Source organism: Magnetospirillum fulvum MGU-K5 (assembly GCF_000442515.1).
Taxonomy (GTDB): domain Bacteria; phylum Pseudomonadota; class Alphaproteobacteria; order Rhodospirillales; family Magnetospirillaceae; genus Phaeospirillum; species Phaeospirillum fulvum_B.
Genome location: NZ_AQPH01000004.1, coordinates 66,222 through 88,191, shown reverse-complemented (window position 1 = coordinate 88,191; position 21,970 = coordinate 66,222). Strand labels below are relative to the sequence as shown.

At 67.1% G+C, this 21,970-nt stretch carries 23 protein-coding genes; 17 read left to right on the top strand and 6 right to left on the bottom strand.

The window, feature by feature from the left end; all coding sequences use genetic code 11:
* The first annotated feature begins 13 nt into the window (after nucleotides 1-13).
* From K678_RS02195 to K678_RS02160, 8 genes are all read left to right on the top strand, one after another.
* Nucleotides 14-736, top strand: a complete 723-nt coding sequence (locus K678_RS02195) for a lysophospholipid acyltransferase family protein (protein ID WP_021130826.1) — start codon at nucleotides 14-16, stop codon at nucleotides 734-736.
* Nucleotides 733-2,013: a 3-deoxy-D-manno-octulosonic acid transferase gene (locus tag K678_RS02190; RefSeq protein WP_021130825.1), complete on the top strand. Its 1,281-nt coding sequence runs from the start codon at nucleotides 733-735 to the stop codon at nucleotides 2,011-2,013. The genes K678_RS02195 and K678_RS02190 overlap by 4 nt, the downstream gene beginning before the upstream one ends.
* Entirely contained in the window at nucleotides 2,000-2,977 is a 978-nt protein-coding gene (gene lpxK / locus K678_RS02185) for a tetraacyldisaccharide 4'-kinase (protein ID WP_021130824.1), read from the top strand. The genes K678_RS02190 and lpxK overlap by 14 nt, the downstream gene beginning before the upstream one ends.
* The gene (locus tag K678_RS02180) at nucleotides 2,974-3,840 is read left to right on the top strand and encodes a lysophospholipid acyltransferase family protein (RefSeq protein ID WP_021130823.1); all 867 of its coding nucleotides are present in this window, start codon (nucleotides 2,974-2,976) and stop codon (nucleotides 3,838-3,840) included. Before lpxK ends, K678_RS02180 begins: the two co-directional genes overlap by 4 nt.
* 62 nt (nucleotides 3,841-3,902) lie before the next feature.
* Nucleotides 3,903-4,856 carry an aspartate carbamoyltransferase catalytic subunit gene (locus K678_RS02175; protein ID WP_021130822.1) on the top strand — a complete coding sequence of 318 codons (954 nt, stop codon included), beginning with the start codon at nucleotides 3,903-3,905 and terminating at the stop codon, nucleotides 4,854-4,856.
* Nucleotides 4,856-6,166 carry a dihydroorotase gene (locus tag K678_RS02170; RefSeq protein WP_021130821.1) on the top strand — a complete coding sequence of 437 codons (1,311 nt, stop codon included), beginning with the start codon at nucleotides 4,856-4,858 and terminating at the stop codon, nucleotides 6,164-6,166. The genes K678_RS02175 and K678_RS02170 overlap by 1 nt, the downstream gene beginning before the upstream one ends.
* Nucleotides 6,156-6,779, top strand: a complete 624-nt coding sequence (gene plsY / locus K678_RS02165) for a glycerol-3-phosphate 1-O-acyltransferase PlsY (RefSeq protein ID WP_021130820.1) — start codon at nucleotides 6,156-6,158, stop codon at nucleotides 6,777-6,779. The genes K678_RS02170 and plsY overlap by 11 nt, the downstream gene beginning before the upstream one ends.
* Nucleotides 6,780-6,856: 77 nt before the next feature.
* Nucleotides 6,857-7,102: a DUF2934 domain-containing protein gene (locus tag K678_RS02160; RefSeq protein WP_021130819.1), complete on the top strand. Its 246-nt coding sequence runs from the start codon at nucleotides 6,857-6,859 to the stop codon at nucleotides 7,100-7,102.
* Nucleotides 7,103-7,159: 57 nt separating this feature from the next.
* Here the strand turns inward: K678_RS02160 and K678_RS02155 are convergent, their stop codons facing one another.
* Both K678_RS02155 and K678_RS02150 read right to left on the bottom strand, forming a co-directional pair.
* Nucleotides 7,160-7,792, bottom strand: coding sequence for a ParA family protein (locus K678_RS02155; protein WP_021130818.1), 633 nt, complete (start codon nucleotides 7,790-7,792; stop codon nucleotides 7,160-7,162).
* Nucleotides 7,793-7,821: 29 nt separating this feature from the next.
* Nucleotides 7,822-8,271, bottom strand: coding sequence for a hypothetical protein (locus tag K678_RS02150; RefSeq protein ID WP_021130817.1), 450 nt, complete (start codon nucleotides 8,269-8,271; stop codon nucleotides 7,822-7,824).
* Between the two features lie 215 nt (nucleotides 8,272-8,486).
* Between K678_RS02150 and K678_RS02145 the strand changes: the two genes are divergently transcribed.
* Complete coding sequence (locus tag K678_RS02145) at nucleotides 8,487-9,128, top strand: DUF47 domain-containing protein (RefSeq protein ID WP_021130816.1); 642 nt, start codon at nucleotides 8,487-8,489, stop codon at nucleotides 9,126-9,128.
* A gap of 6 nt (nucleotides 9,129-9,134) precedes the next feature.
* Nucleotides 9,135-10,139 (top strand): inorganic phosphate transporter, encoded by a 1,005-nt coding sequence (locus K678_RS02140; RefSeq protein WP_021130815.1) that lies wholly within the window; start codon nucleotides 9,135-9,137, stop codon nucleotides 10,137-10,139.
* Nucleotides 10,140-10,298: 159 nt separating this feature from the next.
* Here the strand turns inward: K678_RS02140 and K678_RS02135 are convergent, their stop codons facing one another.
* Complete coding sequence (locus tag K678_RS02135; protein WP_021130814.1) at nucleotides 10,299-11,480, bottom strand: penicillin-binding protein activator; 1,182 nt, start codon at nucleotides 11,478-11,480, stop codon at nucleotides 10,299-10,301.
* 92 nt (nucleotides 11,481-11,572) lie between these two features.
* Here K678_RS02135 and rsmI point away from each other — a divergent pair, with 92 nt between their 5' ends.
* The 7 genes from rsmI (at nucleotide 11,573) to K678_RS02100 (ending at nucleotide 17,953) form a co-directional block, all read left to right on the top strand.
* Entirely contained in the window at nucleotides 11,573-12,547 is a 975-nt protein-coding gene (rsmI, locus tag K678_RS02130) for a 16S rRNA (cytidine(1402)-2'-O)-methyltransferase (protein ID WP_021130813.1), read from the top strand.
* The gene (locus tag K678_RS02125; protein ID WP_039851820.1) at nucleotides 12,544-12,948 is read left to right on the top strand and encodes a YraN family protein; all 405 of its coding nucleotides are present in this window, start codon (nucleotides 12,544-12,546) and stop codon (nucleotides 12,946-12,948) included. Before rsmI ends, K678_RS02125 begins: the two co-directional genes overlap by 4 nt.
* Before the next feature lie 171 nt (nucleotides 12,949-13,119).
* On the top strand, nucleotides 13,120-13,728 hold the full coding sequence (locus tag K678_RS02120) for a BON domain-containing protein (RefSeq protein ID WP_021130811.1): 609 nt from the start codon (nucleotides 13,120-13,122) through the stop codon (nucleotides 13,726-13,728).
* Nucleotides 13,728-14,579, top strand: a complete 852-nt coding sequence (locus tag K678_RS02115; protein ID WP_021130810.1) for a transglutaminase family protein — start codon at nucleotides 13,728-13,730, stop codon at nucleotides 14,577-14,579. Before K678_RS02120 ends, K678_RS02115 begins: the two co-directional genes overlap by 1 nt.
* Nucleotides 14,580-14,602: 23 nt before the next feature.
* The gene (gene gshB / locus K678_RS02110) at nucleotides 14,603-15,559 is read left to right on the top strand and encodes a glutathione synthase (RefSeq protein ID WP_021130809.1); all 957 of its coding nucleotides are present in this window, start codon (nucleotides 14,603-14,605) and stop codon (nucleotides 15,557-15,559) included.
* 169 nt (nucleotides 15,560-15,728) lie between these two features.
* Complete coding sequence (locus K678_RS02105; RefSeq protein ID WP_021130808.1) at nucleotides 15,729-16,394, top strand: HAD-IA family hydrolase; 666 nt, start codon at nucleotides 15,729-15,731, stop codon at nucleotides 16,392-16,394.
* A gap of 44 nt (nucleotides 16,395-16,438) precedes the next feature.
* Entirely contained in the window at nucleotides 16,439-17,953 is a 1,515-nt protein-coding gene (locus K678_RS02100) for a YifB family Mg chelatase-like AAA ATPase (protein ID WP_021130807.1), read from the top strand.
* Between the two features lie 32 nt (nucleotides 17,954-17,985).
* Here the strand turns inward: K678_RS02100 and K678_RS02095 are convergent, their stop codons facing one another.
* Genes K678_RS02095 through K678_RS02085 form a run of 3 tightly spaced genes read right to left on the bottom strand, consistent with a single transcriptional unit; the run spans nucleotide 17,986 to nucleotide 21,895 of the window.
* A complete protein-coding gene (locus K678_RS02095; RefSeq protein ID WP_021130806.1) occupies nucleotides 17,986-18,948 on the bottom strand; it encodes an NAD-dependent epimerase/dehydratase family protein in 963 nt (320 codons plus the stop codon).
* Complete coding sequence (locus tag K678_RS02090) at nucleotides 18,945-19,955, bottom strand: MraY family glycosyltransferase (RefSeq protein ID WP_021130805.1); 1,011 nt, start codon at nucleotides 19,953-19,955, stop codon at nucleotides 18,945-18,947. Before K678_RS02090 ends, K678_RS02095 begins: the two co-directional genes overlap by 4 nt.
* Nucleotides 19,955-21,895, bottom strand: a complete 1,941-nt coding sequence (locus K678_RS02085) for a polysaccharide biosynthesis protein (RefSeq protein WP_051185810.1) — start codon at nucleotides 21,893-21,895, stop codon at nucleotides 19,955-19,957. The genes K678_RS02090 and K678_RS02085 overlap by 1 nt, the downstream gene beginning before the upstream one ends.
* Nucleotides 21,896-21,970 lie beyond the last annotated feature (75 nt).

Genomic DNA, 21,970 nt, shown 5'->3' with positions numbered 1-21,970 from the left:
GAGACCCGGGGGGATGGGGCTGGCCAAGCGAATCGGCAAAAGCGAGACCTTGCGGGGAGCGTTGTGCTGGCTGGGCGCGCTCTACATCCGGCTGGTCGCGCTGACGGGGCGCTGGACCATCGTCAATGGCGGCACGGCCGCCGCGATGTGGGACGAAGGTCGCCCGTTCATCCTGGCCTTCTGGCACGGCCGCATCCTGATGATGCCGCGGATCTGGCGGCCGGGCGTGCCGATCAACATGCTGATCAGCCAACACCGCGACGGGCAATTGATCGCCCGCACCGTCAGCCATTTCGGGATCGACACCATCGTCGGCTCAACCAGCCGAGGCGGCGGTGCCGCGTTGCGGGCAATGCTGAAATCGCTGAAATCGGGCCAATGCGTGGGCATCACCCCGGATGGCCCGCGTGGCCCCCGGATGCGGGCGACCGCCGGGATCGTCGCGGTGGCCCGGCTGTCGGGCTGTCCGGTGCTGCCCGCGACCTGGGCGGCGCGGCCGCGTCGTCTGCTGGGAAGCTGGGACCGCTTTGCCGTCGCCCTTCCTTTTGCCCGGGGCGAGTTGGTGTGGGGCGACCCGATCCACGTGCCCGCCGATGCCGATGCCGCCGGGTTGGAACTGGCGCGTCAGCAGATCGAGGCGGCGCTGAACGCCCTGACCGCCGAGGCCGATGCCCGGCTTGGCGTTGACAGCCCCGAACCGGCCCCGTTGGGCACGATCGGGGCGGAGGAATCATGATTTACAGCCTATACCGACGGGTCACCGATCTGGGGGGGCCGCTGATCTCGCTGTACCTCGACAGCCGCCGCGCCCGGGGCAAGGAAGATCCTGCCCGTTTTGGCGAGCGGCTGGGTCAGCCCGGTCAGCCCCGCCCGCCCGGTCCGCTGGTGTGGATTCACGCCGCCTCGGTGGGGGAGTCGCTGTCGGTGCTGCCGCTGGTGGGACGGATGCGGCGGCGTGGGCTGGGGGTTTTGCTCACCACCGGCACGGTGACCTCGGCGCGGATGGTCGCTAATCGCCTCCCCGAGGGGGCGATTCACCAATATCTGCCGGTCGACCGCACCGCCTATGTCGAATCGTTTCTCGACCATTGGCAACCCGATCTGATGCTGTGGACCGAGTCGGATTTCTGGCCCAACATGCTGGTCGAGGCCAAGCGGCGGGCAATCCCGATGGTGCTGGTCCAGGGGCGGATTTCGCCCCGCTCCTATGCCCGCTGGCGCTATCTGCCCGATCTGATCGGCGCGATGTTGGGCGGCTTCGATCTCTGTCTGGCCCAGACCGAAGCCGATGCCGGACGCCTGCGCGGGCTGGGCGGCGGCGATGTCCGCTGCCTGGGCAATCTCAAATACGCGGTGCCGCCCTTGCCCGGCGACGAGGCAGAACTGGAGCGTCTGCGCACCGCCCTGGCCGGACGGCCTTTTTGGCTGGCCGCCAGCACCCATCCCGGCGAAGAAGCGATCATCGCCTCGGTCCATCGTCGCCTCGCCGAACGTTTCCCTGCCCTGCTGACCCTGATCGTGCCGCGCCATCCTGCCCGTGGCCCCGACATCGCCCGCAAGCTGATTGCCCAAGGCCTGTCGGTGGCGATGCGCTCGGCCGGGGAAACGCCGCGCGCCGGAACCGCGATCCATATCGCCGACACGATGGGCGAGTTGGGCGTGTTCTATCGCCTGGCCGACATCGTCTTCATGGGCAAGAGCCTGACCGTCGGCGGCGGCCAGAATCCGTTCGAACCGGCGCGGCTGGGCTGCGCTGTTCTGTTCGGGCCGAAGATGGATAATTTTCCCGACATGACGGCGCAGATGATCGCGGCGGGAGCGGCGATCGAGGTCAAGGATGCCGATGCGATGGCGGAAACGCTGGGCGCGCTGCTGGACGATCCCGCCCGGCTGGAGCGGATGAAGACCGCCGCCGCCGCCTGGGCCGAGGCCGAGGCCGAAGTGCTCGACGTCGTCGAGGCGGCACTGGCTCCGTTCCTTCGCGCCGCCGAGAGGCGACATGCGCGCCCCTGAGTTCTGGCGCAAGGACGGACGGCTGGCTCGGGCGCTGGCCCCACTCGGCGCACTTTATGCTTGGGGCGGGGCGCGACGGCTGGAGCAGGCCGAGCAATACCGCCCGGCGGTGCCGGTGATCTGCATCGGCAATGTCGTCGCCGGAGGTGCCGGCAAGACTCCGGTGGCGATCGCGCTGGCCAAGCGGCTGATCGCGGCGGGTCGGCACCCCCATTTTCTTAGCCGGGGTCACGGCGGAACCGAAATCGGTCCCCGCGCCGTCGATCTGCTGCGCCACGATGCCGCCCGCGTCGGCGACGAACCGTTGTTGCTGGCGGGCTGCGCGCCAACCTGGGTCGCCCGTGACCGCTCCGAAGGGGCCGTTGCAGCGGTCGCCACCGGGGCCGATCTGATCGTGATGGATGACGGCTTTCAAAGCGGCCGGATCGCGATCGATCTTGGCCTGCTGGTCGTCGATGGTACCTATGGCTTTGGCAACGGGCGGGTAATCCCGGCCGGTCCCTGCCGCGAGCCGCCCGAGCGGGCCTTTGCCCGCGCCGACGCACTGGTGATCGTCGGCGAGGATCGCGCCGGGCTGGCCGAGCGGGCCGCCGCCGCCAACCTGCCGGTGATCGCGGCCCGGTTGGTCCCCGCCGCCGACGCCCCCGATCTGGCCGGACAGCGAGTGAGCGCCTTCGCCGGGATCGGGTTACCGGAAAAGTTCTTCGCCACCCTGCGCGGGGTTGGGGCCGCAATCGTCGCGGCGCATCCGTTTCCCGATCATCACCCCTTCACCCGTGCCGAGATCGAAACGATCCTGGCCGAGGCCGAAGCGGCGGGAGCCGTGGCCGTCACCACCGCCAAGGACCGGGTCCGGCTGCCGCCCGACCTGCGCGAGCGGGTGCTGGCGCTGCCGGTGGAGTTGGAATGGCGCGACCCGGCCTGCCTCAGGCCTTTGTTCGACCGGATCGGAGTGGTGGCATGACGGGCAAGGAAATACGGCAACGTCTGGAAGCCGGGCTGGCCTGGGGCATCTGGCTGCTGTTCCGCGCCTTGCCGCTCGATGCCGCTTCGGCGCTGGGCGGCTGGCTGGCGCGGATGGTGGGGCCGCGTCTGGGCGTCACCCGGATCGCGAGGCGCAACCTCGCCCGCGTCTTCCCGGAAAAAAGCGAGGCCGAGCGCGAAGCGATCATGCGCGGAATGTGGGACAATCTCGGCCGCGTCGCCGGGGAGTTCCCCCATCTGGCCAAGATCGCCGCCGAACGGATCGAAACGATCGGGGCCGAGGAAATCGACCGGATGCGCGACGACGGCCAGCCCGGCATCTTCATTTCCGGCCATCTCGGCAATTGGGAACTGGCCGGAGCGGTGGCGTTGCAGCGCGGCGTGCCGCTGCATCTGGTCTATCGCGCCGCCAACAATCCGTGGATCGAAAAGCTGTACCGCAAGGGCCGCAAGGGCGCGGCGGGTGCCCAGATTCAGAAGGGATCGGAAGGGGCACGCGAGGCGCTCAAGGTTCTCAAAGCCGGCGGCCATCTCGGCATGCTGGTCGATCAGAAAATGAATGACGGGGTACCGATCCCGTTCTTTGGCCGCGATGCGATGACCGCCCCGGCGATGGCCCAGTTCGCCACCCGCTTTTCCTGCCCGCTGGTTCCGGCGCGGGTCGAGCGGCTGGGGGGAGCGCATTTCCGCATCACCATCCTGCCGCCGCTGGATTTCCCCCATACCGGCGATCCCCACGACGACAATCGCCTGCTGCTGGAACGAATCAATCTGTTGATGGAAGAGTGGGTGCGGGCGACGCCGGACCAGTGGTTGTGGCTGCACCGGCGCTGGCCCGACTGAGCGGAGCGCCCCGCTTCGCCCCACCTTGCGGGCATCAGCGGCCGGGCTTATAGTTCGGCGCCATGACCGACACCCGCTTTCAGCACCGTCATCTCCTCGGTATCCAGGGCCTGGGGCCGGAGGAGATCACCACTCTGCTCGACATCGCCGATGGGTATGTCGAACAGAACCGCTCTGTCGACAAGCGCAAGAACCTGCTGCGCGGTCGCACCGTCATCAACCTGTTCTACGAGAACTCGACCCGGACCCGGACCAGCTTCGAGCTGGCGGGAAAGCGGTTGGGGGCCGATGTCATCAACATGCAGGCGGCCGGATCGTCGGTGCAGAAGGGCGAGACCCTGATCGACACCGCGATGACGCTGAACGCGATGCATCTTGATGTGCTGGTGGTGCGCCACCCCGATTCCGGCGCGGTCAAGCTGTTGTCGGAAAAGGTCAATTGCGCCGTCATCAATGGCGGCGACGGCAGCCACGAGCACCCGACCCAGGCGTTGCTCGATGCGCTGACGATTAGGCGGCGCAAGGGGCAATTGTCGGGCCTGACCGTTGCGATCTGCGGCGACGTGCTGCACAGCCGGGTGGCGCGCTCGAACATCCATCTGCTGAACGTGATGGGGGCGCAGGTGCGGCTGATCGGGCCGCGAACCCTGCTGCCGTCGGGCGTCGAGCGGATGGGGGTCGAGGTCTTCCACGACATGCGCCGGGGTCTTCAGGGCGTTGACGTCATCATGATGTTGCGCATTCAGAACGAACGGATGCGCGGCAATTTCATCCCGTCAATCCGCGAATACTTCCACTTCTTCGGACTGGATCAGGCCAAGCTGGCCCTGGCCAAGCCCGACGCGGTGATCATGCATCCCGGCCCGATGAATCGCGGCGTCGAGATCGATTCCGACGTCGCCGACGACGTTGAACGCTCGCTGATCCGCGAACAGGTCGAAATGGGCGTTGCGGTGCGGATGGCCTGCCTCGACGTCCTTACCCGTCATCTCCCCAATCGGGACGGAGCCGCCTGATGCCTAACCGCGCCTCCACCGGTCTGGTGGCCTATGTCAATGCCCGCCTGCTCGATCCCGCCACCGGGATGGATGCCAAGGGTGCCCTGCTGATCAATGGCGAGACCATCGCCGATGTCGGACCCGGCCTGTTCCAGGCCGGAGTGCCGAGCGGAATCGAGGTGGTCGATTGCAACGGCCTGTGCCTCGCCCCCGGTCTGGTCGATATGCGGGTCCAGGTCCGCGAGCCGGGCGAAGAGCACAAGGAAACGCTGCGCTCTGCCGGTGAATCGGCGGTGGCGGGCGGCGTCACCTCGATGGTCTGCCTGCCCAACACCCACCCGGTGATCGACGATGTCGCCACGGTCGAGTTCGTCGCCCGTCGCGCCCGCCAGATCGGGCTGGCCAAGATCTATCCCTATGCCGCCGCGACCAAGCAATTGGCCGGAAAAGAACTGGCCGAGATGGGGATGCTGTCCGAGGCCGGTGCGCTGGCCTTCACCGACGGCACCCGCGCCATCGGCGACGCCAAGGTGATGCGCCGGGCCTTGTCCTATGCCGCCACCTTCGGCCTGCTGATCGTCCAGCATCCCGAGGAACCCTCGCTGGTCGAGGATGCGGTGATGAACGAAGGCGAGTTCGCCACCCGCCTCGGTCTGGCCGGGATGCCCGCCGCCGCCGAGGCGATCATGATCGCCCGCGATCTGCGGCTGGTCGCCCTGACCGGCGGACGCTATCACGCCGCCCATCTGTCGACCGCCGAGGGAATCGAGCTGATCCGCCGCGCCAAGGCGAGCGGATTGCCGGTCACCTGCGACACCGCGCCGCCCTATTTCGCCCTGAACGAGCAGGCGGTCGGCGATTACCGCACCTATGCCAAGCTGTCGCCGCCGTTGCGCGGCGAAACCGACCGGCTGGCGGTGATCGAAGGGCTGAAGGACGGCACCATCGACGCCATCGCCTCGGATCACGCGCCGCAGGATCAGGATTCGAAACGGGTGCCGTTCACGATGGCCGAATTCGGCGGAACCGGGCTGGAAACCCTGCTGCCGGTTACGCTCGATCTGGTCCATGACGGCGTCCTGTCGCTGGTCGAGGCGTTGCGGCTGGTCACCTGTGCCCCCGCCGCGATCCTGGGGCTGGCCGCCGGACGGCTGAAGACCGGGGCCTCGGCCGATCTGGTGCTGTTCGATCCCGACCGGGCCTGGGCGATCGACGCCAAGGCGACACGGTCGAAATCGAAGAACTCGCCGTTCGACGGACGTCTGGTCCGTGGCATGGTGACCCGCACCGTCGTCGATGGCCGCACGGTGTTCCGCCATGAGTGCTGATCTGCTGTCCGGCCTCACCCTCGCTCTGGCTGCGATCGGCGGCTATCTGCTGGGCAGCGTTCCGTTCGGGCTGGTGCTGACCCGCGCCGCCGGGCTGGGTGACATCCGCACCATCGGATCTGGCAATATCGGTGCCACCAACGTGCTGCGCACCGGCCACAAGGGACTGGCGCTGGCCACCCTGTTGCTGGATGGCGGCAAGGGGGCGATCGCGGTCGGTCTGGCCGCCTTGCTGACCGGCGGCGAATCCTATCCGCTGCTGCTGGCCGGATTCGCTGCGGTGCTGGGCCATAATTATCCGGTGTGGCTGGGCTTCAAGGGCGGCAAGGGCGTCGCAACGACGCTGGGCACCCTGGCCGCCGCCTCGTGGCCGGTCGGCATTGCCTGCGGTCTGACCTGGCTGGCGGTGGCGGCGGCATTCCGCATCTCGTCGGCGGCGGCGCTGGCGGCGCTGGCGCTGTCCCCGCTTTATGCCTGGTACTTCGCCGGTCCCGCCGCCGCCCTGATGGCGTTGGGTCTGGCGGCGATGGGATTTCACCGCCATCAGGCCAATATCGCCCGGTTGATCAAAGGTGAGGAACCCCGTATCGGTGCTGGCCGCAAGTCCAGCTAAACCGGACCGTCATTGTACCTGGGCGACCGGGTACGCTAGAGTTGGGGTGAATCGATAACTAAGTGCCAGGAGGGGCTATGACCCAGAATTCCGAAGCCGAGGTGCGGGATCTTGCCTATCACCTGTGGGTTGAGGCAGGTAAACCCGTTGGCCGCGATCTGGATTTCTGGTTGGCAGCTGAACAGCGTCTGACCGGATCGTCGGTTGAGGTCGAGCCGCCCGCCCCGGCCAAGACCCGGACCGCGAAACCGAAGGCGGCCAAGGCCGCGTCGGCCGAGGACAAGCCGAAAGCCGCCCCGCGCCGTCGCGCCAAGGCGAATTAAGAGATCAAGGACACAACGGGACCGAGGCCACCTCTGGCCCGGTCCCGTTTTTCCGATCTATTTCGATCCCGATCCGATGACCAGATCGAGCAGGGGGGCCCATTCGGCAGCATAGGCTTTGGCCCGGCTTTCCCCGCTTTCCAGCACGCTTGATCCCCGCGCCGCCACACTCGGATAAAGCTGGGTGTCGCGCAGCCGCGCCACCACCGGAAAACCCAGACCGCCGAAGAACCCGTCGAGACGGTCGCTGGCCCGGGTGCCGGGACGCAGCCGGTTTCCCAGCACGGCCACCACCCGCTTGTTCTTGCGCACGACCTTGACCTTCGACAGGCGTTCAAGGAAGCGGGCGGTCGCGTCTTCGTCGAACGCGCCAGGCAGCACCGGCACAACGATGATGTCACTGATCTCGATCAGCGCCTCGACATCCTTGTGATGCATCGCCGCCGGGGCGTCGATCACCAGCCGCTCCAGGCCCTTAGGGGTGTCGCCGACCTCCTTGGCCCAATCGAGCCCCTGGATCGTCGCCAGCGCCGGATCACGCCGCCGCAGCCAGTTCAGGCTGGACCCCTGGCGGTCGCAATCGCCGATCGCGGTGACATATCCTTCGGCAGCAAAGGCGGCGGCAAGGTGGGTGGACACGGTGGTCTTGCCGCATCCACCTTTGATGTTACCAACCAGAACCGTCCGCATCTGTCTCGTCTTCCCTTTTGGGCGGCGGCCTAATGGCCGGAAATCGCAATGTTCGACACCTGCCGCGCTTTGAACGGGCAGGGGCTTGTATTTTCGCCGTCGACCTCACAAATGCGGGGATATCCGTTATCGCTGGTGCGGTCGAGTTCAAGCGTGTCGCCCAGAAGGACGCAGGAATACAGCCGCTCGGTCTTGCCCTTGGGCGGGATGCGCGAGGTGGTGACGAACCAGGCGTCTTTTTCGTTTCCTTTAAGAATGGTGCGGTATTTGCCGGAATAGCCGATCGAGACCGGAGTGAAATTTTCGACCACCACCCGGATTCGACAGCCGCGCTTTTCCGACATGCCGGGAGAAACGAAAACCCAGGTGCTGACGACGACCTCGCCCTCTTCGGCCCCGGCGGCCAAGGCGGTGGAACCGGGCAAGCAAAGCAGCGTGGCCGCAACCACGCCAGCAGCAGCAAAAGCGAGGCGGCGCATGACCCGAACTCCCGCGACAGGATTTCAACCCGGTCGAGGGTAGAAGTCCTTTCGGGCGGGCACAAGAGGCGTAAACGCGATCCGCCCCCATCGGAAAATCCGATCTTGGGCGAATCCGCTATCGCCTGTGGAACCGCCTGTAACGGCTCGGTCATGTATGATATGCAGACGGCGCTCGTTCGCGGGCACATCTGGAACTGTCGGGGGCCTGGTTGATGTTCTTTCGCCTGTTTCGGTCGCTGATGCCGCGCGAAGAGCGATTCGTCGAATTGTTCGAAGCGCATTCGGCGAAAATCCTCGAAGCCGCACGCGCGCTGGAAGACATGATGGCCGAAGGGGCCGACATGAACCTTCACTTTCACCGCATCACAGAGATCGAGGGGGAAGCCGACAAGATCACCCGCGAAACGCTTCAGGCCCTCCACCGCAGCTTCATCACCCCCTTCGACCGCGATCAGATTCACAAGCTGATCACCACGATGGACAACACCGTCGACGGAATCGAAGAGGTGGCCCAGCGCGTCGATCTGTACGGGGTGCGCGATTTCAGCCAGGACATGCGTGAATTGGCCGCCGGAATTTCCGCCTGTGCCGGTCTGCTGGTCCAGGCGATCCCGATGTTGCAGCAGGCCACCCGCAACGCCGACGAGATCAACCGGCTGTGCGAGGCGATCGGACAGGAAGAAAGCATCGCCGACCAGCGCCAGCGTGACGGCCTGCGCGGTCTGTTCGCTTCCGAGCGCGACCCGGTCCGGCTGATCGCCCGCAAGGAAGTCTATCAGCGGCTCGAAAAGGTCACCGACCGCTTTGAAGATGTCGCCAACGTCGTCGAAACCATTGTGATCGAGTTGGTCTGACGCACCATGGACGGATCCGTCGCTCTGCCGATCATCGTGGGTTTGGTTTTTGTCGCCCTGGTGTTCGATTTCCTGAATGGTCTCCACGATTCGGCCAATTCAATTGCCACCGTGGTCTCGACCCGGGTGTTGTCGCCCAAATACGCCGTGGCGTGGGCAGCCTTCTTCAACACCGCAGCCTTGCTGTTCTTCGCGCCGCACGTCGCCGCGACCATCGGCACCGGCATCGTCGAACCCAACCTGATCGACACTCACATCATCTTTGGGGCGCTGGCCGGGGCGATCTTGTGGAATATCGTCACCTGGGTGCTGGGGATTCCCTCGTCCAGTTCCCACGCTTTGATCGGCGGGATCGCCGGAGCCGGGATCGCCAAGGGCGGGTTTTCCGCCCTGGTCACCTCGGGCTTCATCAAAGCCGGGTCGGCGATCGTGCTATCGCCGCTGATCGGGCTGGTCCTGGCGATGTTGCTGATCCTGGCGGTGTCGTGGCTGTGCCGCCGCACCTCCCCGTTTGCCGTCGATCGCCGCTTCCGCGTGCTGCAATTCTTCTCGGCGGCAATGTACTCGCTGGGCCATGGCGGCAACGATGCCCAGAAGACGATGGGCATCATCGCGATTCTGCTGTTCAGCCAGGGGATGCTGGGTCCGACCTTCCACGTCCCGATCTGGGTCGCGGTGGTCTGTCAGGTGGCGATGGGTCTGGGAACGCTGTTCGGCGGCTGGCGCATCGTCAAGACGATGGGATCGAAGATCACCGACCTGAAGCCGGTTCAGGGCTTCTGTGCCGAAACCGGCGGAGCGATCACCCTGTTCGCCGCCACCTGGGCCGGGATTCCTGTCTCGACCACCCATACCATTACCGGCGCGATTGTTGGCGTCGGTGCCGCCCGCAAGCTGTCGGCGGTGCGGTGGAATATCGCCGCCAACATCGTTGTCGCCTGGGTCATCACCATTCCGGCGGCGGGCACGGTCGGCGCGGCGGCGTGGTGGGTCTCCACCAAATTGTGGTAGTCCGCCCGCCGCTTGGTCGGAAAAACGCACGCTACGCTGCCGGGCGATCGCCCGGACCCATATGATTATCAATAAAACAGAGGGTTCGGGAGGCACCGCCTCCCGATGCGGTGGATTGGGGGGCGCACAGCCCCCCAGGTCCGTTCGAGCCCGTGTTTTCTAGAACGTCGCCGGGGCCGGAGCGATTTCCCGCGCCCCTTGCGGGGTGATCTCGCGGATCGCCAACCCGCGTTCGGCCAGCCCAGCCGGTGTCAGGCGGAACAACCCACCCGCCCCCAGAAAGCCCAGCGGGGATTGCAGCGAATCCGCGCTGTAATCACCGTGTCCCTGCCGGGCCATCAACGCCGCCAGAGCGGTGGCGTCATAGGCGATCCCGGCCAGCAGACCGGGGACACGGGCGGGGATCGGCCCGAACGCCTTGGTATAGCGCTGTTCGAACGCCTCGTAGGAGGAAGACGGCGGAGCCGGATACCAGCCACCGATCAAAGACGGCTCGGACGCCAGCCGGGGATCGTCCCACAGCAGGGTGCCCAGCAGCCGGGGCGGCTCGCCCGCGGTCAGGTAGTAGGACAGCAGCGAGGTGAGGTTGCGCAGCCGCACCCCATCATCACCGATCAGAATCGCGTCATAAGCCGCTTTCTCGCCCGGAGCCGGACGGCGGGCGGCCAGCCGTTTGACCAGCGCGGTGAAGTCGGTCTGGGCCGGATCGTAATATTCGACCGCGATCAGATCGACCCCCAGGTTCGACGCCGCCTGCTGAGCGGCATCGGCAACGGCACGACCATATTCGTCGGAGCGGGCCAGCACGGCGATGCGGCGGCGGCCCTGATCGCGGGCATGGGCGATCACCCGGGCCACCTGGGGACCGGGCAGATAGCCAAGCGCATAGATGCCGTTCCCGGCGACGGTGGCATCGGTGGTGAAAGCCAGCATCGGCAGCGCATTTTCAAGGGCCAGCGGCGCGGCCGCCTTGACCTCGAAGCTGAACACCGGGCCGAGGATGATATCGGCACCCTGGGCCACCGCCTGGGCCATCGCGGCGGCGGCGCCGTCGGCGGTGCCCTTGGTATCGAGCGGAATCAGGCTGAAATGGGAATCCGCGATCTCGAACAGCGCCAGCTGGGCGGCATTCGACAACGCGAGTCCGGTCGCGGCCTGCGGACCCGACAGCGGCAGCAGCAACGCCGCCCGCGACTCGGTTTTCGCCGCCTTGGGCGCGGTCAGCGCCAGCGGGGCCGAAGCGGCCGGAGCCGGAACCGGGGCGGGCTCAGGCAGCGGCGGCGGCTCGGGAAGGGTAGGGGCGGGGGCAGCCTGAACCGGCGGCGCAGAGGGCGGCGGCACCGCAGTTCGGGATGCGGGCTTGGTTCCCAGCGCCCAAGATGATACCTCTGCCGCCTGTTGACAGCCCGAAAGCACCAGGAAAGCGGTAAGCCATGACAAGGCAGCGACACGGCGCCACCGAAACGCGGACCGGCGCAAAGCAACCCTCCCTGGACGAAGCGGGCGGCGAAGACGCCGCCGCGGAAACGTCCGGCGAAATTAGCCCGTGGGGACGCGGAAGTAAACCGGCGGCGGGGCTTTATCTTGTCGCCACCCCCATCGGGAATTTGCGCGACATCACGCTGAGGGCCCTCGACGTGCTGTCCGCCGCCGATCTGGTCGCCTGCGAGGATACAAGGGTCACCGGCAAGCTGTTGCGCCTGCTGGGGCTGAAGGCCAGCCTGACCCCCTATCACGATCACAATGCCGATCAGGCCCGCCCGGCGCTGCTGGCCAAGCTGGAACAAGGCGCGGTGGTGGCGCTGGTGTCCGATGCCGGAACCCCGCTGGTGTCCGATCCCGGTTATCGGCTGGTGCGCGATTGCGTCGAACGCGGCATCGCCGTCACCGCCCTACCGGGAGCCTCGGCGGTGCTGACCGGGCTGCAATTGTCCGCCCTGCCCGTTGAACGGTTTCTGTTCGCCGGATTCCTGCCGCCGCGTGGGGCCAAGCGGCGGGCGGCATTGCAGGAACTGGCGGCCGCGCCCGCCACCCTGGTCCTCTACGAAGCCCCCCACCGTGCCGCCGAGACCCTGGCCGATATGGCGGCGGTGCTGGGCGACCGCGAAGCGGCGCTGGCCCGCGAACTGACCAAGATGCACGAGGAAGTCGTGCGCGGTCCTCTCTCGGAATTGGCCGCCCGCTTTGCCGTGACCCCGCCGCGTGGCGAGGTGGTGATCGTTGCCGCTCCACCCGGCGCGGCCGAGGCCCCCAGCGCAATGGATGTCGAAACCCGGCTGCGTCAGGAGATCGAGGGGGGAGCCAGCCTGAAGGATGCCGCCGCTCTGATCGCCGCCGAGACCGGGCATCCCCGCCGCGAGGTCTATGCCCTGGCGCTGCGGCTGTTCCGGGGCAGCAACGAAGAGTGAGGGACCCAGCCCCTCCGGCCCGGCCCGATTCCGCTCGCCGCGCTGCCCACAGACGGGGGCGGATGGCCGAGACGGTCGCGGCGCTGTGGCTGAGTCTGAAAGGCTATCGCCTGCTATGCCGGGGCGCGGTCACCGGACGCGGATCGGGTGCGGGCGAGGTCGATCTGATCGTCCGACGCGGTGCGGTGGTCGCCTTTGTCGAGGTCAAATCCCGCCCCAGCCTGGAGCAGGCGGCCCAGGCCCTGACCCCGGCGCAACGGCGGCGGATCGAACGGGGTGCGGCGGCCTTCCTTGCCCGCCATCCCGCTTTGGCAGGATGCGATCTGCGTTTTGACCTGATGCTGCTGGTGCCGGGTCGGCTGCCCCGCCATCTCCCCGACGCTTGGCGCGTCGGGGATTAACGGAGCGCCCCGCCCCCGACGACTGAGGGGCATGTAGCCCGCGCAAGCGAAAGCCAAGCCGCCAGAGGCGGCGCCCGGCGACTGAGGGGCATGAACAGCACTCTTCCTGGAACCGCCGCTTGCCTCTAAACTGCGGGCCAATTGCTTTGTACGCTTTCGGAGGATCAGACCGTGCCCCTTCCGCGCCCTCTGCCGATTGTTCTGGTCGCAACCGCGCTGGCGGGTCTGCTGTCGGGCTGTATCCCGATTCTGATCGGCGCGGGAGCCACCACCGGCGTTGCCGCCGCCGAAGAGCGAGGGATGGGCGGATCGATCGACGATCTGAAGATTCGCACTGCGATCAATCAGAAATGGTTCGACCGCGATGTCGAGATGTACCGCAAGGTCACCCTCAACATCAGCGAAGGCCGGGTGATGCTGACCGGGGTGGTGCCGACCGAGAAAAACCGCAACGACGCCGCCGAACTGGTGGGACAGGTCGCCGGTGTGCGCGAGGTCTATAACGAAATCGTCGTGCGCGGCGACGACGAGCCGGGCGGCAATTCGGCCAACGATCTGTGGATTCAGCAGAAAATGAAGACCCGGATGCTGGGCGATTCCGATATCCGCAACATCAATTTCGTCGTCGATGTCAGCGACGCGGTGGTCTATGTGCTGGGGATCGCCCAGAACGACACCGAGATGGAGCGCGTTATCGCCCATGCCCGCGACATCAACGGAGTCCGCCGGGTGGTCAACCATATCCGCCTGAAAAACGATCCTCGCCGGACCGGTGGCTGATGACCGACGCGGCCGGTCTGCGACGGCGTCTGGCCGATCTGGGTCGGCAGGACGATGCGGCGATCGCGCCGGTCGAGACGGCGTTGTGGCTGGCCGCGCAGGCCCGTCCGGGAGCGCTGGCGGCAATCCCGAGCCATCTGGCCGATCTGTCTACCCTGGCTGACACCGTCCGCGCCGCGGCCCAAAACGGCGAGAGCGATGGCGCGACGGTCGAACGCCATGCCGCCGCCCTGACCGGAGCGGTTCTGTGCCGCCACGGCTTTCAGCCGCGTGTTGACGAAAGAGACGAGGACGAAGACGGCGATCTGTGCGCGGTGATCGAGCGCCGGTGCGGCGATCCCGACTCGCTGGGGCTGGTGATGCTCGACATCGCCCGCCGCGCCGGGCTGAACGCCGAGGCGCTGGCCTTTCCCTGCCGCCTGCTGCTGCGGATCGAGGACGAATCCGGTCGCCGCCTGATCCTCAACCCCGCCGATGCGTCGCGGCGGCTTGACACCCCCGATTTACGCGCCTTGCTGAAGGCGGTGCGCGGACTGGCGCACGAATTGGAGCCGTCGCACTTCACCCCGCTCGACAATCGCGCTTTGCTGGTCCGGGTCCAGATGACGCAGAAACAGCGTCTGTTGCGACTGGGGCGACTGGACCGGGCGCTGGCGCTGGTCGAAGGGCTGCTGCTGATCGCCCCCGATTTGCCACCGCTGTGGCGCGAAGCCGGGTTGATGCATCTGCGCCAGGGCAACCCGCGCGGAGCCGTCGCCGCGCTGGAACAGTTCGTGATCCGCACCTCCGACCTCCCGGCCCGGGCGCGGGCCTTGTCCCTGATGGCCGAATTGAAGTCCCGGCCGCACTGATTTTCCGTTAGGAGCCCCCCCCGATGAGCCTTGTCGTCGCCATCCAGATGGACCCGATCGAATCGATCGATTTCGCGGCCGATTCCACCCTTGCCCTGGCGCTGGAGGCGGAGCGGCGCGGCCACTCCCTGCTGCATTACCTGCCGACCGACCTATCCTGGCGGGCGGGAACCGTCGAGGCCCAGGTCCGGCCGCTGTCGGTTCGCGCCCAGGCCGACGATTACTTCACCCTGGGCGCGCCGGAACGGATTGATCTGGCCAGCGTCGATGTCGTGCTGATGCGCCAGGACCCGCCGTTCGATCTGGCCTACATCACCGCGACCCACCTGCTTGACCACATCCACCCCCGCACCCTGGTCGTCAACGACCCCACCGAGGTCCGCAACGCCCCGGAAAAGCTGCTGGTCACCCGCTTTCCCGATTTGATGCCGCCGACGCTGATCAGTTCCGACCGCGCCGCGATCGCCGCCTTCCGCGCCGAACATCGCGACATCATCCTGAAACCGCTGTTCGGCAATGGTGGCGCCGGGGTGTTCCATCTGCCGCCCGGGGACGAAAACATCAACTCGCTGCTGGACCTGTTCGGCCAGCTTTCGCGCGAGCCCTTGATGATTCAGCGTTATTTGCCCGAAGTCCGCCAAGGCGACAAGCGGATCATCCTGGTCGATGGCGAGCCGGTCGGGGCGCTGAACCGGGTTCCGGCGGCGGGTGAAGCCCGCTCGAACCTGCATGTCGGGGGCGAGGCCCGGCCCTCGGCGCTGACCGCCCGCGAGCGCGACATCTGCGCCGCGATCGGCCCGACCCTGAAAGAACGCGGCCTGATCTTCGTCGGGATCGACGTGATCGGCGATTACCTGACCGAGATCAACGTCACCTCGCCCACCGGCATCCGCCAGATCGACCGCTTTGACGGCGTCAACCTCGCCGGGCTGATCTGGGACGCGATCGAGGCCAAGCGGGCCGCAACGCCAAGAGATTGATTTTAAAAAGGTCCGCCGCCCTCTGACTGCACATGGTGTTGACGAGGGCGGCGGCCGCCCCTTGAAAACTGCGAACGCGGTTGTCGGTTTTGCCTGCACCGACGAATGTAGTCAAACTCGTTGCGGCACAGAACGGACCCGGCACGCCCCCTTCGCGGAGTTCCCGATCATGACCGCCCGAATGGTGATCTTCGATTTCGACGGCACCTTGGCCGATTCGTTCGGCTGGTTCCTCGCCCAGCTCGACGACGTCGCCAAACGCTATCATTTCCGCCGGATTCGGCCGGAAGAGGTGGCGGATTTCCGTCAGCTCGACGCCCGGCAGATCCTCGACCGCCTCGGCCTGCCGCGCTGGAAGCTGCCGCTGGTCGCCGCCCACATGCGCAGTCTGCAAGCCAAAGCCGACATCCGCCTGTTCCCCGGCGTGCCTACCTTGCTGGACGATCTGTCCCGCAGCGGGCTGCGCCTCGCCCTGGTCAGCTCCAACGCCGCCACCAATGTCCGCCGCATTCTGGGGCCGGACATCCTGGCCCGCTTCGATCATCTCGATTGCGGTGCGGGCGTGTTCGGCAAAGCGGGGCGGCTAAAGACGGTGCTGCGCCGGGCCAGCCTCGCCGCCGCCCAGACCATCGCCGTCGGCGACGAAATCCGCGACATCGAGGCCGCCCGCACCTGTGGGATCACAACCGGGGCGGTCAGTTGGGGCTATACCGACGGCGACGCCCTGGCCGCGCACGCCCCCGATTTTCTGGTCCACAGCCTTGACGCATTGCGCACGGCACTGCTGGAGCGGGCGGGGAAAGATTCTTTTCAGGGCAGGGTGCCCCCTCCATAATAACCGGAACGATTGTTCGCTGACCGCCGCTTGTCTGGATTCCGATGACCGCCCACGCCCCTACCGTTGCCTTTGCCGGAATCGATTGCCTCGACATCGATGTTCAGGTTCAGATCGCCGCCGGACTGCCCGCCTTTACCATCGTCGGGCTGCCGGATAAGGCGGTGGGGGAAAGCCGGGAACGGGTGCGCGCCGCTTTCAACGCGCTGGGGCTGGCTCTGCCGCCGAAACGGATCACCGTCAACCTTGCCCCCGCCGATCTGTTGAAGGAAGGCAGCCATTTCGATCTTCCCATCGCGCTGGGGCTGCTGGCGGCGATGGGAGTGCTGCCGCCCGACGAGATCGAGGGCTATGTCTCGCTGGGCGAACTGGGCCTCGATGGGCGGATCGCCCCGGTCGCCGGGGTCCTGCCCGCCGCGATCGCCGCCCGCACCGCCGAGAAGGGGCTGATCTGCCCCGGCGTCCAAGGCGGCGAAGCGGCCTGGGCTGGAGAGATCGAGGTACTGGCCCCGTCCTCGCTGCTGGCGCTGATCAATCATTTCAAGGGGAGTCAGGTTCTCTCGCCGCCCGAGCCACGGATTGCCGAAGATACCGAATCCCTGCCCGATCTACGCGACATCAAGGGGCAGGAAACCGCCAAGCGGGCGTTGGAAATCGCCGCCGCCGGAGCCCACAATTTGCTGATGATCGGGCCGCCGGGATCGGGCAAATCGATGCTGGCCGCCCGCCTGCCCGGACTGATGCCGCCGCTGGAACCGGCTGAGGCGTTGGAGGTCAGCATGATCCACTCGGTCGCCGGGCATCTGGCCGAGGGGAAGCTGCTGCGCCGCCGTCCCTTTCGCGATCCCCATCATTCCGCCTCCGTCCCCTCGCTGATCGGCGGCGGGCTACGGGCCAAGCCGGGCGAAGTCTCGCTGGCTCATCACGGCGTACTGTTCCTGGACGAATTGCCCGAATTCCAACGCGCGGCGTTGGAAGCGTTGCGCCAGCCGCTTGAGTCCGGACGCGCCGTCGTCGCCCGCGTCAACGCCCACGTCACCTACCCCGCCCGCATCCAATTGGTAGCAGCGATGAATCCCTGCCGCTGCGGCCATCTGGGCGACCCGGCGCTAGCCTGCACCAAGGCGCCGAAATGCGGCCAGGATTATCAGGCGCGGATTTCGGGACCGTTGTTCGACCGCATCGACCTTCATGTCGAGGTTCCGGCGGTCAGCCCGGCCGATCTGGCTCTGCCGCCCGCCGCCGAGGGATCGGAGCAGGTCGCCGCCCGCGTCGCCGCCGCCCGGGCGATCCAGGCCGAGCGTTATCGCGACCAGCCGATCCGCACCAATGCCGAGGCCGATGGCGCGCTGCTCGAAGCGGTCGCCGCCCCGGACGAGGCGGGCCGTCGCCTGCTGACCGAGGCCGCCGAACGGATGCGGCTGTCGGCGCGGGGCTGGCACCGGGTGTTACGGGTGGCGCGCACCCTGGCCGATCTGGAAGTGGTGGAGCGGGTCAACCGCCTCCATATCGCCGAGGCGCTGTCTTACCGCCGACTGATGCCGGGCCGGAACGGTTAAGTCATTGATGGCGCAAGCCCCCAAGGCGCCCCCTACGACGCGGCCGCTTTGTCGGCGCGCCACCACGCCGCCATCGCCGCCAGCCCGGATTCGAGGCTGACCGGCGGGGTCCAGTCCAACTCGGCGCGGATCAGGCGATCGTCGATTTCGAGCGAGCCGGTCAGCCGCTGAATCGCCGCCGACCGCCCGGTGAGCCGCCCGGCCAGACGCAGCCAGCCGACCGGCACCGGCAGCAACCGCGCCGGACGCTCCAGCGCGACGGCAAGGCGGCGGATCAGACCGGGGGTCGAGACCGTTTCGCCATCGCACAGGGTATAGCGGCGGCAGACGCCGGGGGCAGGGGGGCAGGCGAGGGCGCGGCCGATCGCAGCGGTCAGATTCCCTACTCCGATCAGGGCGCGGCGATTATCCACACAGCCGAGTGGCAGCGGCAAGCCGCGATCGACCGCCTGGAGCAGACGGCGCAGATTACCCTTCACCCCCGGCCCGTACACCAACGGCGGGCGCAACACCGTTACCGCCAACCCGGTCCGGGCGGCGAGGGCGGCCAGACCCTGTTCGGCTTCGAGCTTCGATATCCCATAGGGATCGACCGGCGCGGCTGTTTCGGGACCGAACGGGGTCGCCGTGGTTTCTTCGCCGTTGGCCTTGATCGAACTGAGGAAAACGAGATGACGCGCCCCCGCCGCCGCTGCCTGCTCGGCCAGGGCCAGGGTTCCGGCGACATTGGCGGCACGGAACTCGGCCAGCGGATCGGCGCTGGTATCGTGCATCACATGGACGCGGGCGGCGAGATGAACCACCGAATCCGCCCCGGCTAGGGCCGCGCTCCAATCGGTCGAGGCTGCCAGCCCGGCGACGGAGCAGCGCTTGATGCCTTCGGACAAAGCAGCGTGGGGCCGTACTGCGGCGAGGATGTCGTGTCCGGCCTTGGCGAGGTCGGCACAGAGCGGACGCCCGACAAAGCCATTGGCTCCGGTTACTACGATTGTCATCGCACGATCCCCTTGGCCCAGCGGGTCAACAGCCCCAGCAGCAGCGCGACAGTCAGCGCCGCGCCACCACCAGCCCAGGCGGGAAACCCGGCGGCAGCCAGAGCGGCCCAGCCGATCAGGGCCAGATTGCCGACCAGGATCGCCCGGGTCACATCGGCATGAGAGCGGCCGCCACGCACCGCCCGCTGATAGAAATGGCGGCGGTGCGGCTGCCAGATCCGCTCGCGGTCAAGCGCCCGCCACAGCAGGGTGATCGTCGCATCGGCAAGGTAATAAGCGGGCAGGATCAAAGCGGCGACGACCTGCCCTTGCGCGGCCAGCCCAACCAGCAGCGCGCCCAGCAGGAAGCCGAGCGGAATTGAGCCGCAATCGCCCAGGAATATCCGCGCCGGCGGCCAGTTCCACAGCAGAAAGCCCAGACCGGCAGCGGCCAGCGCCAGGGCGAAGGGCAGGGAGCCCAGCCCCAACCCGGCAATCACGCTCACCACGGCGATCCCCACGCCGACACAGGCGGTCTCGGTGCCGGTGATGCCGTCGATCCCATCCATGAAATTGTACAGATTGACGAACCACAGCCAGCCTAGTCCGGCCAGCAGGCGATCGGCCCACAGCGGCACCAGCCCCTGGAACACCATCTGATCGGACCCAAGCAGCGACAGCCCCGCCACCACCGCCAGGGCATGGGCGGCAAAACGGGGGAGCGGCGGCAGTCCCTGGCGGTCATCCAGCCAGGACAGCCCCATCAGCCCCAGCGCCAGCCCGGCCAGGATCAGGAAGGTGCTTTGTCCAGACCACACCGCCGCCGCGATCCACACCAGGACGGCGATAGGGGTGACCGCCATCCCGCCACCACGCGGCACCGCGATCGTGTGGCTGGAGCGTTCGTTGGGGCGGTCGAGAATCTGTTTGCGGGTCAGCCAGCCCAGCACCTGACGGGTCGCCAGTCCGGTCAGGGCGAACGAGGCGCCCGCCGCGACGGCACCGGGGAGCAGATCACCCGGCACCATCACCGGGCCTCGTCGCCGCCAGACGAAGCATCGGCCAGGGCCGGAGCGACCGGCGCCTGCCCGTTGGGCTTATATTCCGGCACCAGCCGCCGCAGGATGCCCAGCGCCATTTCGACCTGACGGGACCGGCAAGACTGGCGCAATTCGTCGATCGCCCGGCCCAGCGCCTCGGCATCGACGGCGCGCGGCGTCGCCACCAGCAGACCGGGCTGACCGGTCGCCACCGGCGGCTCGGCCCCGTGGAAAATTTCCTCGAACAGCTTTTCACCGGGACGCAGGCCGGTAAAGGTGATCGCGATGTCGCGATCGGGCCGCAGCCCGGCCAGCCGGATCATCTGACGGGCGAGATCGACGATCCGCACCGGCTCGCCCATGTCGAGCACGAAAATCTTGCCGCGATAATCGGCGTTACGCGCCCCGAATTGCGAGGCATGCAGCACCAGTTCGACCGCTTCGCGCACCGTCATGAAATAGCGGGTCATGTCGGGATGGGTGACGGTGATCGGCCCGCCCGTGGCCAACTGGCGCTGGAACAGCGGCACCACCGAGCCGGTCGAACCCAGCACATTCCCAAAGCGGACGGTAACGAAGCGGGTGCCGCCCGGCCGCTGCCCGGCGGCGAGATCAAGTGCCTGGGCGTACATTTCCGCCACACGCTTCGACGCGCCCATCACATTGGTGGGGTTGACCGCCTTGTCGGTCGAAATCTGCACCATCAGCGCCGTTCCGGCCTCGATACAGGCGTCGGCGACGATGCGGGTCCCGACCGCGTTGGTCAGGAGTCCTTCCTCGGGATTGTGCTCGACCATCGGCACATGCTTCAGAGCGGCGGCGTGGAACACCAGATCGGGGCGGTGCTCCGCCATCGCCTGACCAACCCGACCGGCATCGCGGACATCGCCCAGCAGCGGTATCACCTGCGGCGCGTCGGGCCGCGCGCTCAGTTCCTGGTCGATCGAATAGAGGTTGAACTCGCAGGCTTCGAACAGAACCAGACGCTCGGGCGCGAACGCGGCGATCTGGCGCACCAGTTCCGAGCCGATGCTGCCGCCCGCTCCGGTGACCATCACCCGGCGCCCCCGGATCAATTCCTCCAGCCCAGAGCGATCAAGCGCCTGTTGCGGCCGTCCCAGCAAATCCTCAACCGCGATCGGGCGGATCGGAATCTCGTCGCCCAGACCGTCCTTGAGGTCGGTCAGGCGAGGAATCCGCCCCAAAACCATCCCCAGACGGTCGGCGGCATCGAACAATTCGCGGACAATCGCCCCATCCAGCCGATGATCGGTGATAATCAGCCGTTGCGGGGCCTGACCGCGCCCCTTCAATTGCTCGACCACCGCGTCAAGCTCGTCGATCGAGCCCAACACATCGATTCCGTGGATATTGCGCCCGACCCTGGCGCCCCGTTCGCTGACCAGACCGACGGCGCGGTATTCGGCGTCGGCCGAGCGGGTGGCGCGGATGAACAATTCGGCTTCGTCCCCGGCTCCGACCAACAGGGCCGGAATCGCCTCGGAATTAAAGGCGCGCTGAGCCTGACGGCGGTCCTTCAGGCTGCGGTAGAAAAAGCGCGGGCCACCCAGCAGGGTCAGCAGAACGAACCAATTGATGATCAGCACCGAGCGCGGCACCGTCTCCAGCCGGTTGACCAGGAACAGCACCACGGTGAAGACCAGGATCGTCAGCGTCGAGGCGCGCAGCAATCCGGCCATGTCGTTGGTCGAGGCATAGCGCCACACCCCACGATAAAGCCGGAGCGACAGGAACACCGGAATCGCCACCGCAACGAACAAAGCGGTCCCGACCAGCAGGTCGCCATTGCTCCACATCGACCACATGGCGTCGCCCAGCCGCAAATAAAGCGAGGCGAGAAACGAGGACGCGGCCATGACAACGTCGTGGGCAAACGCGATATAGGCACGCGACAGTTTTAGTTTCATTCCCAGACCCCGGGACGACAAACGGTTCCCTTGTTTAGACCCTCTTGGCCCCCCTGTCACGGCACCTCCGCTCTG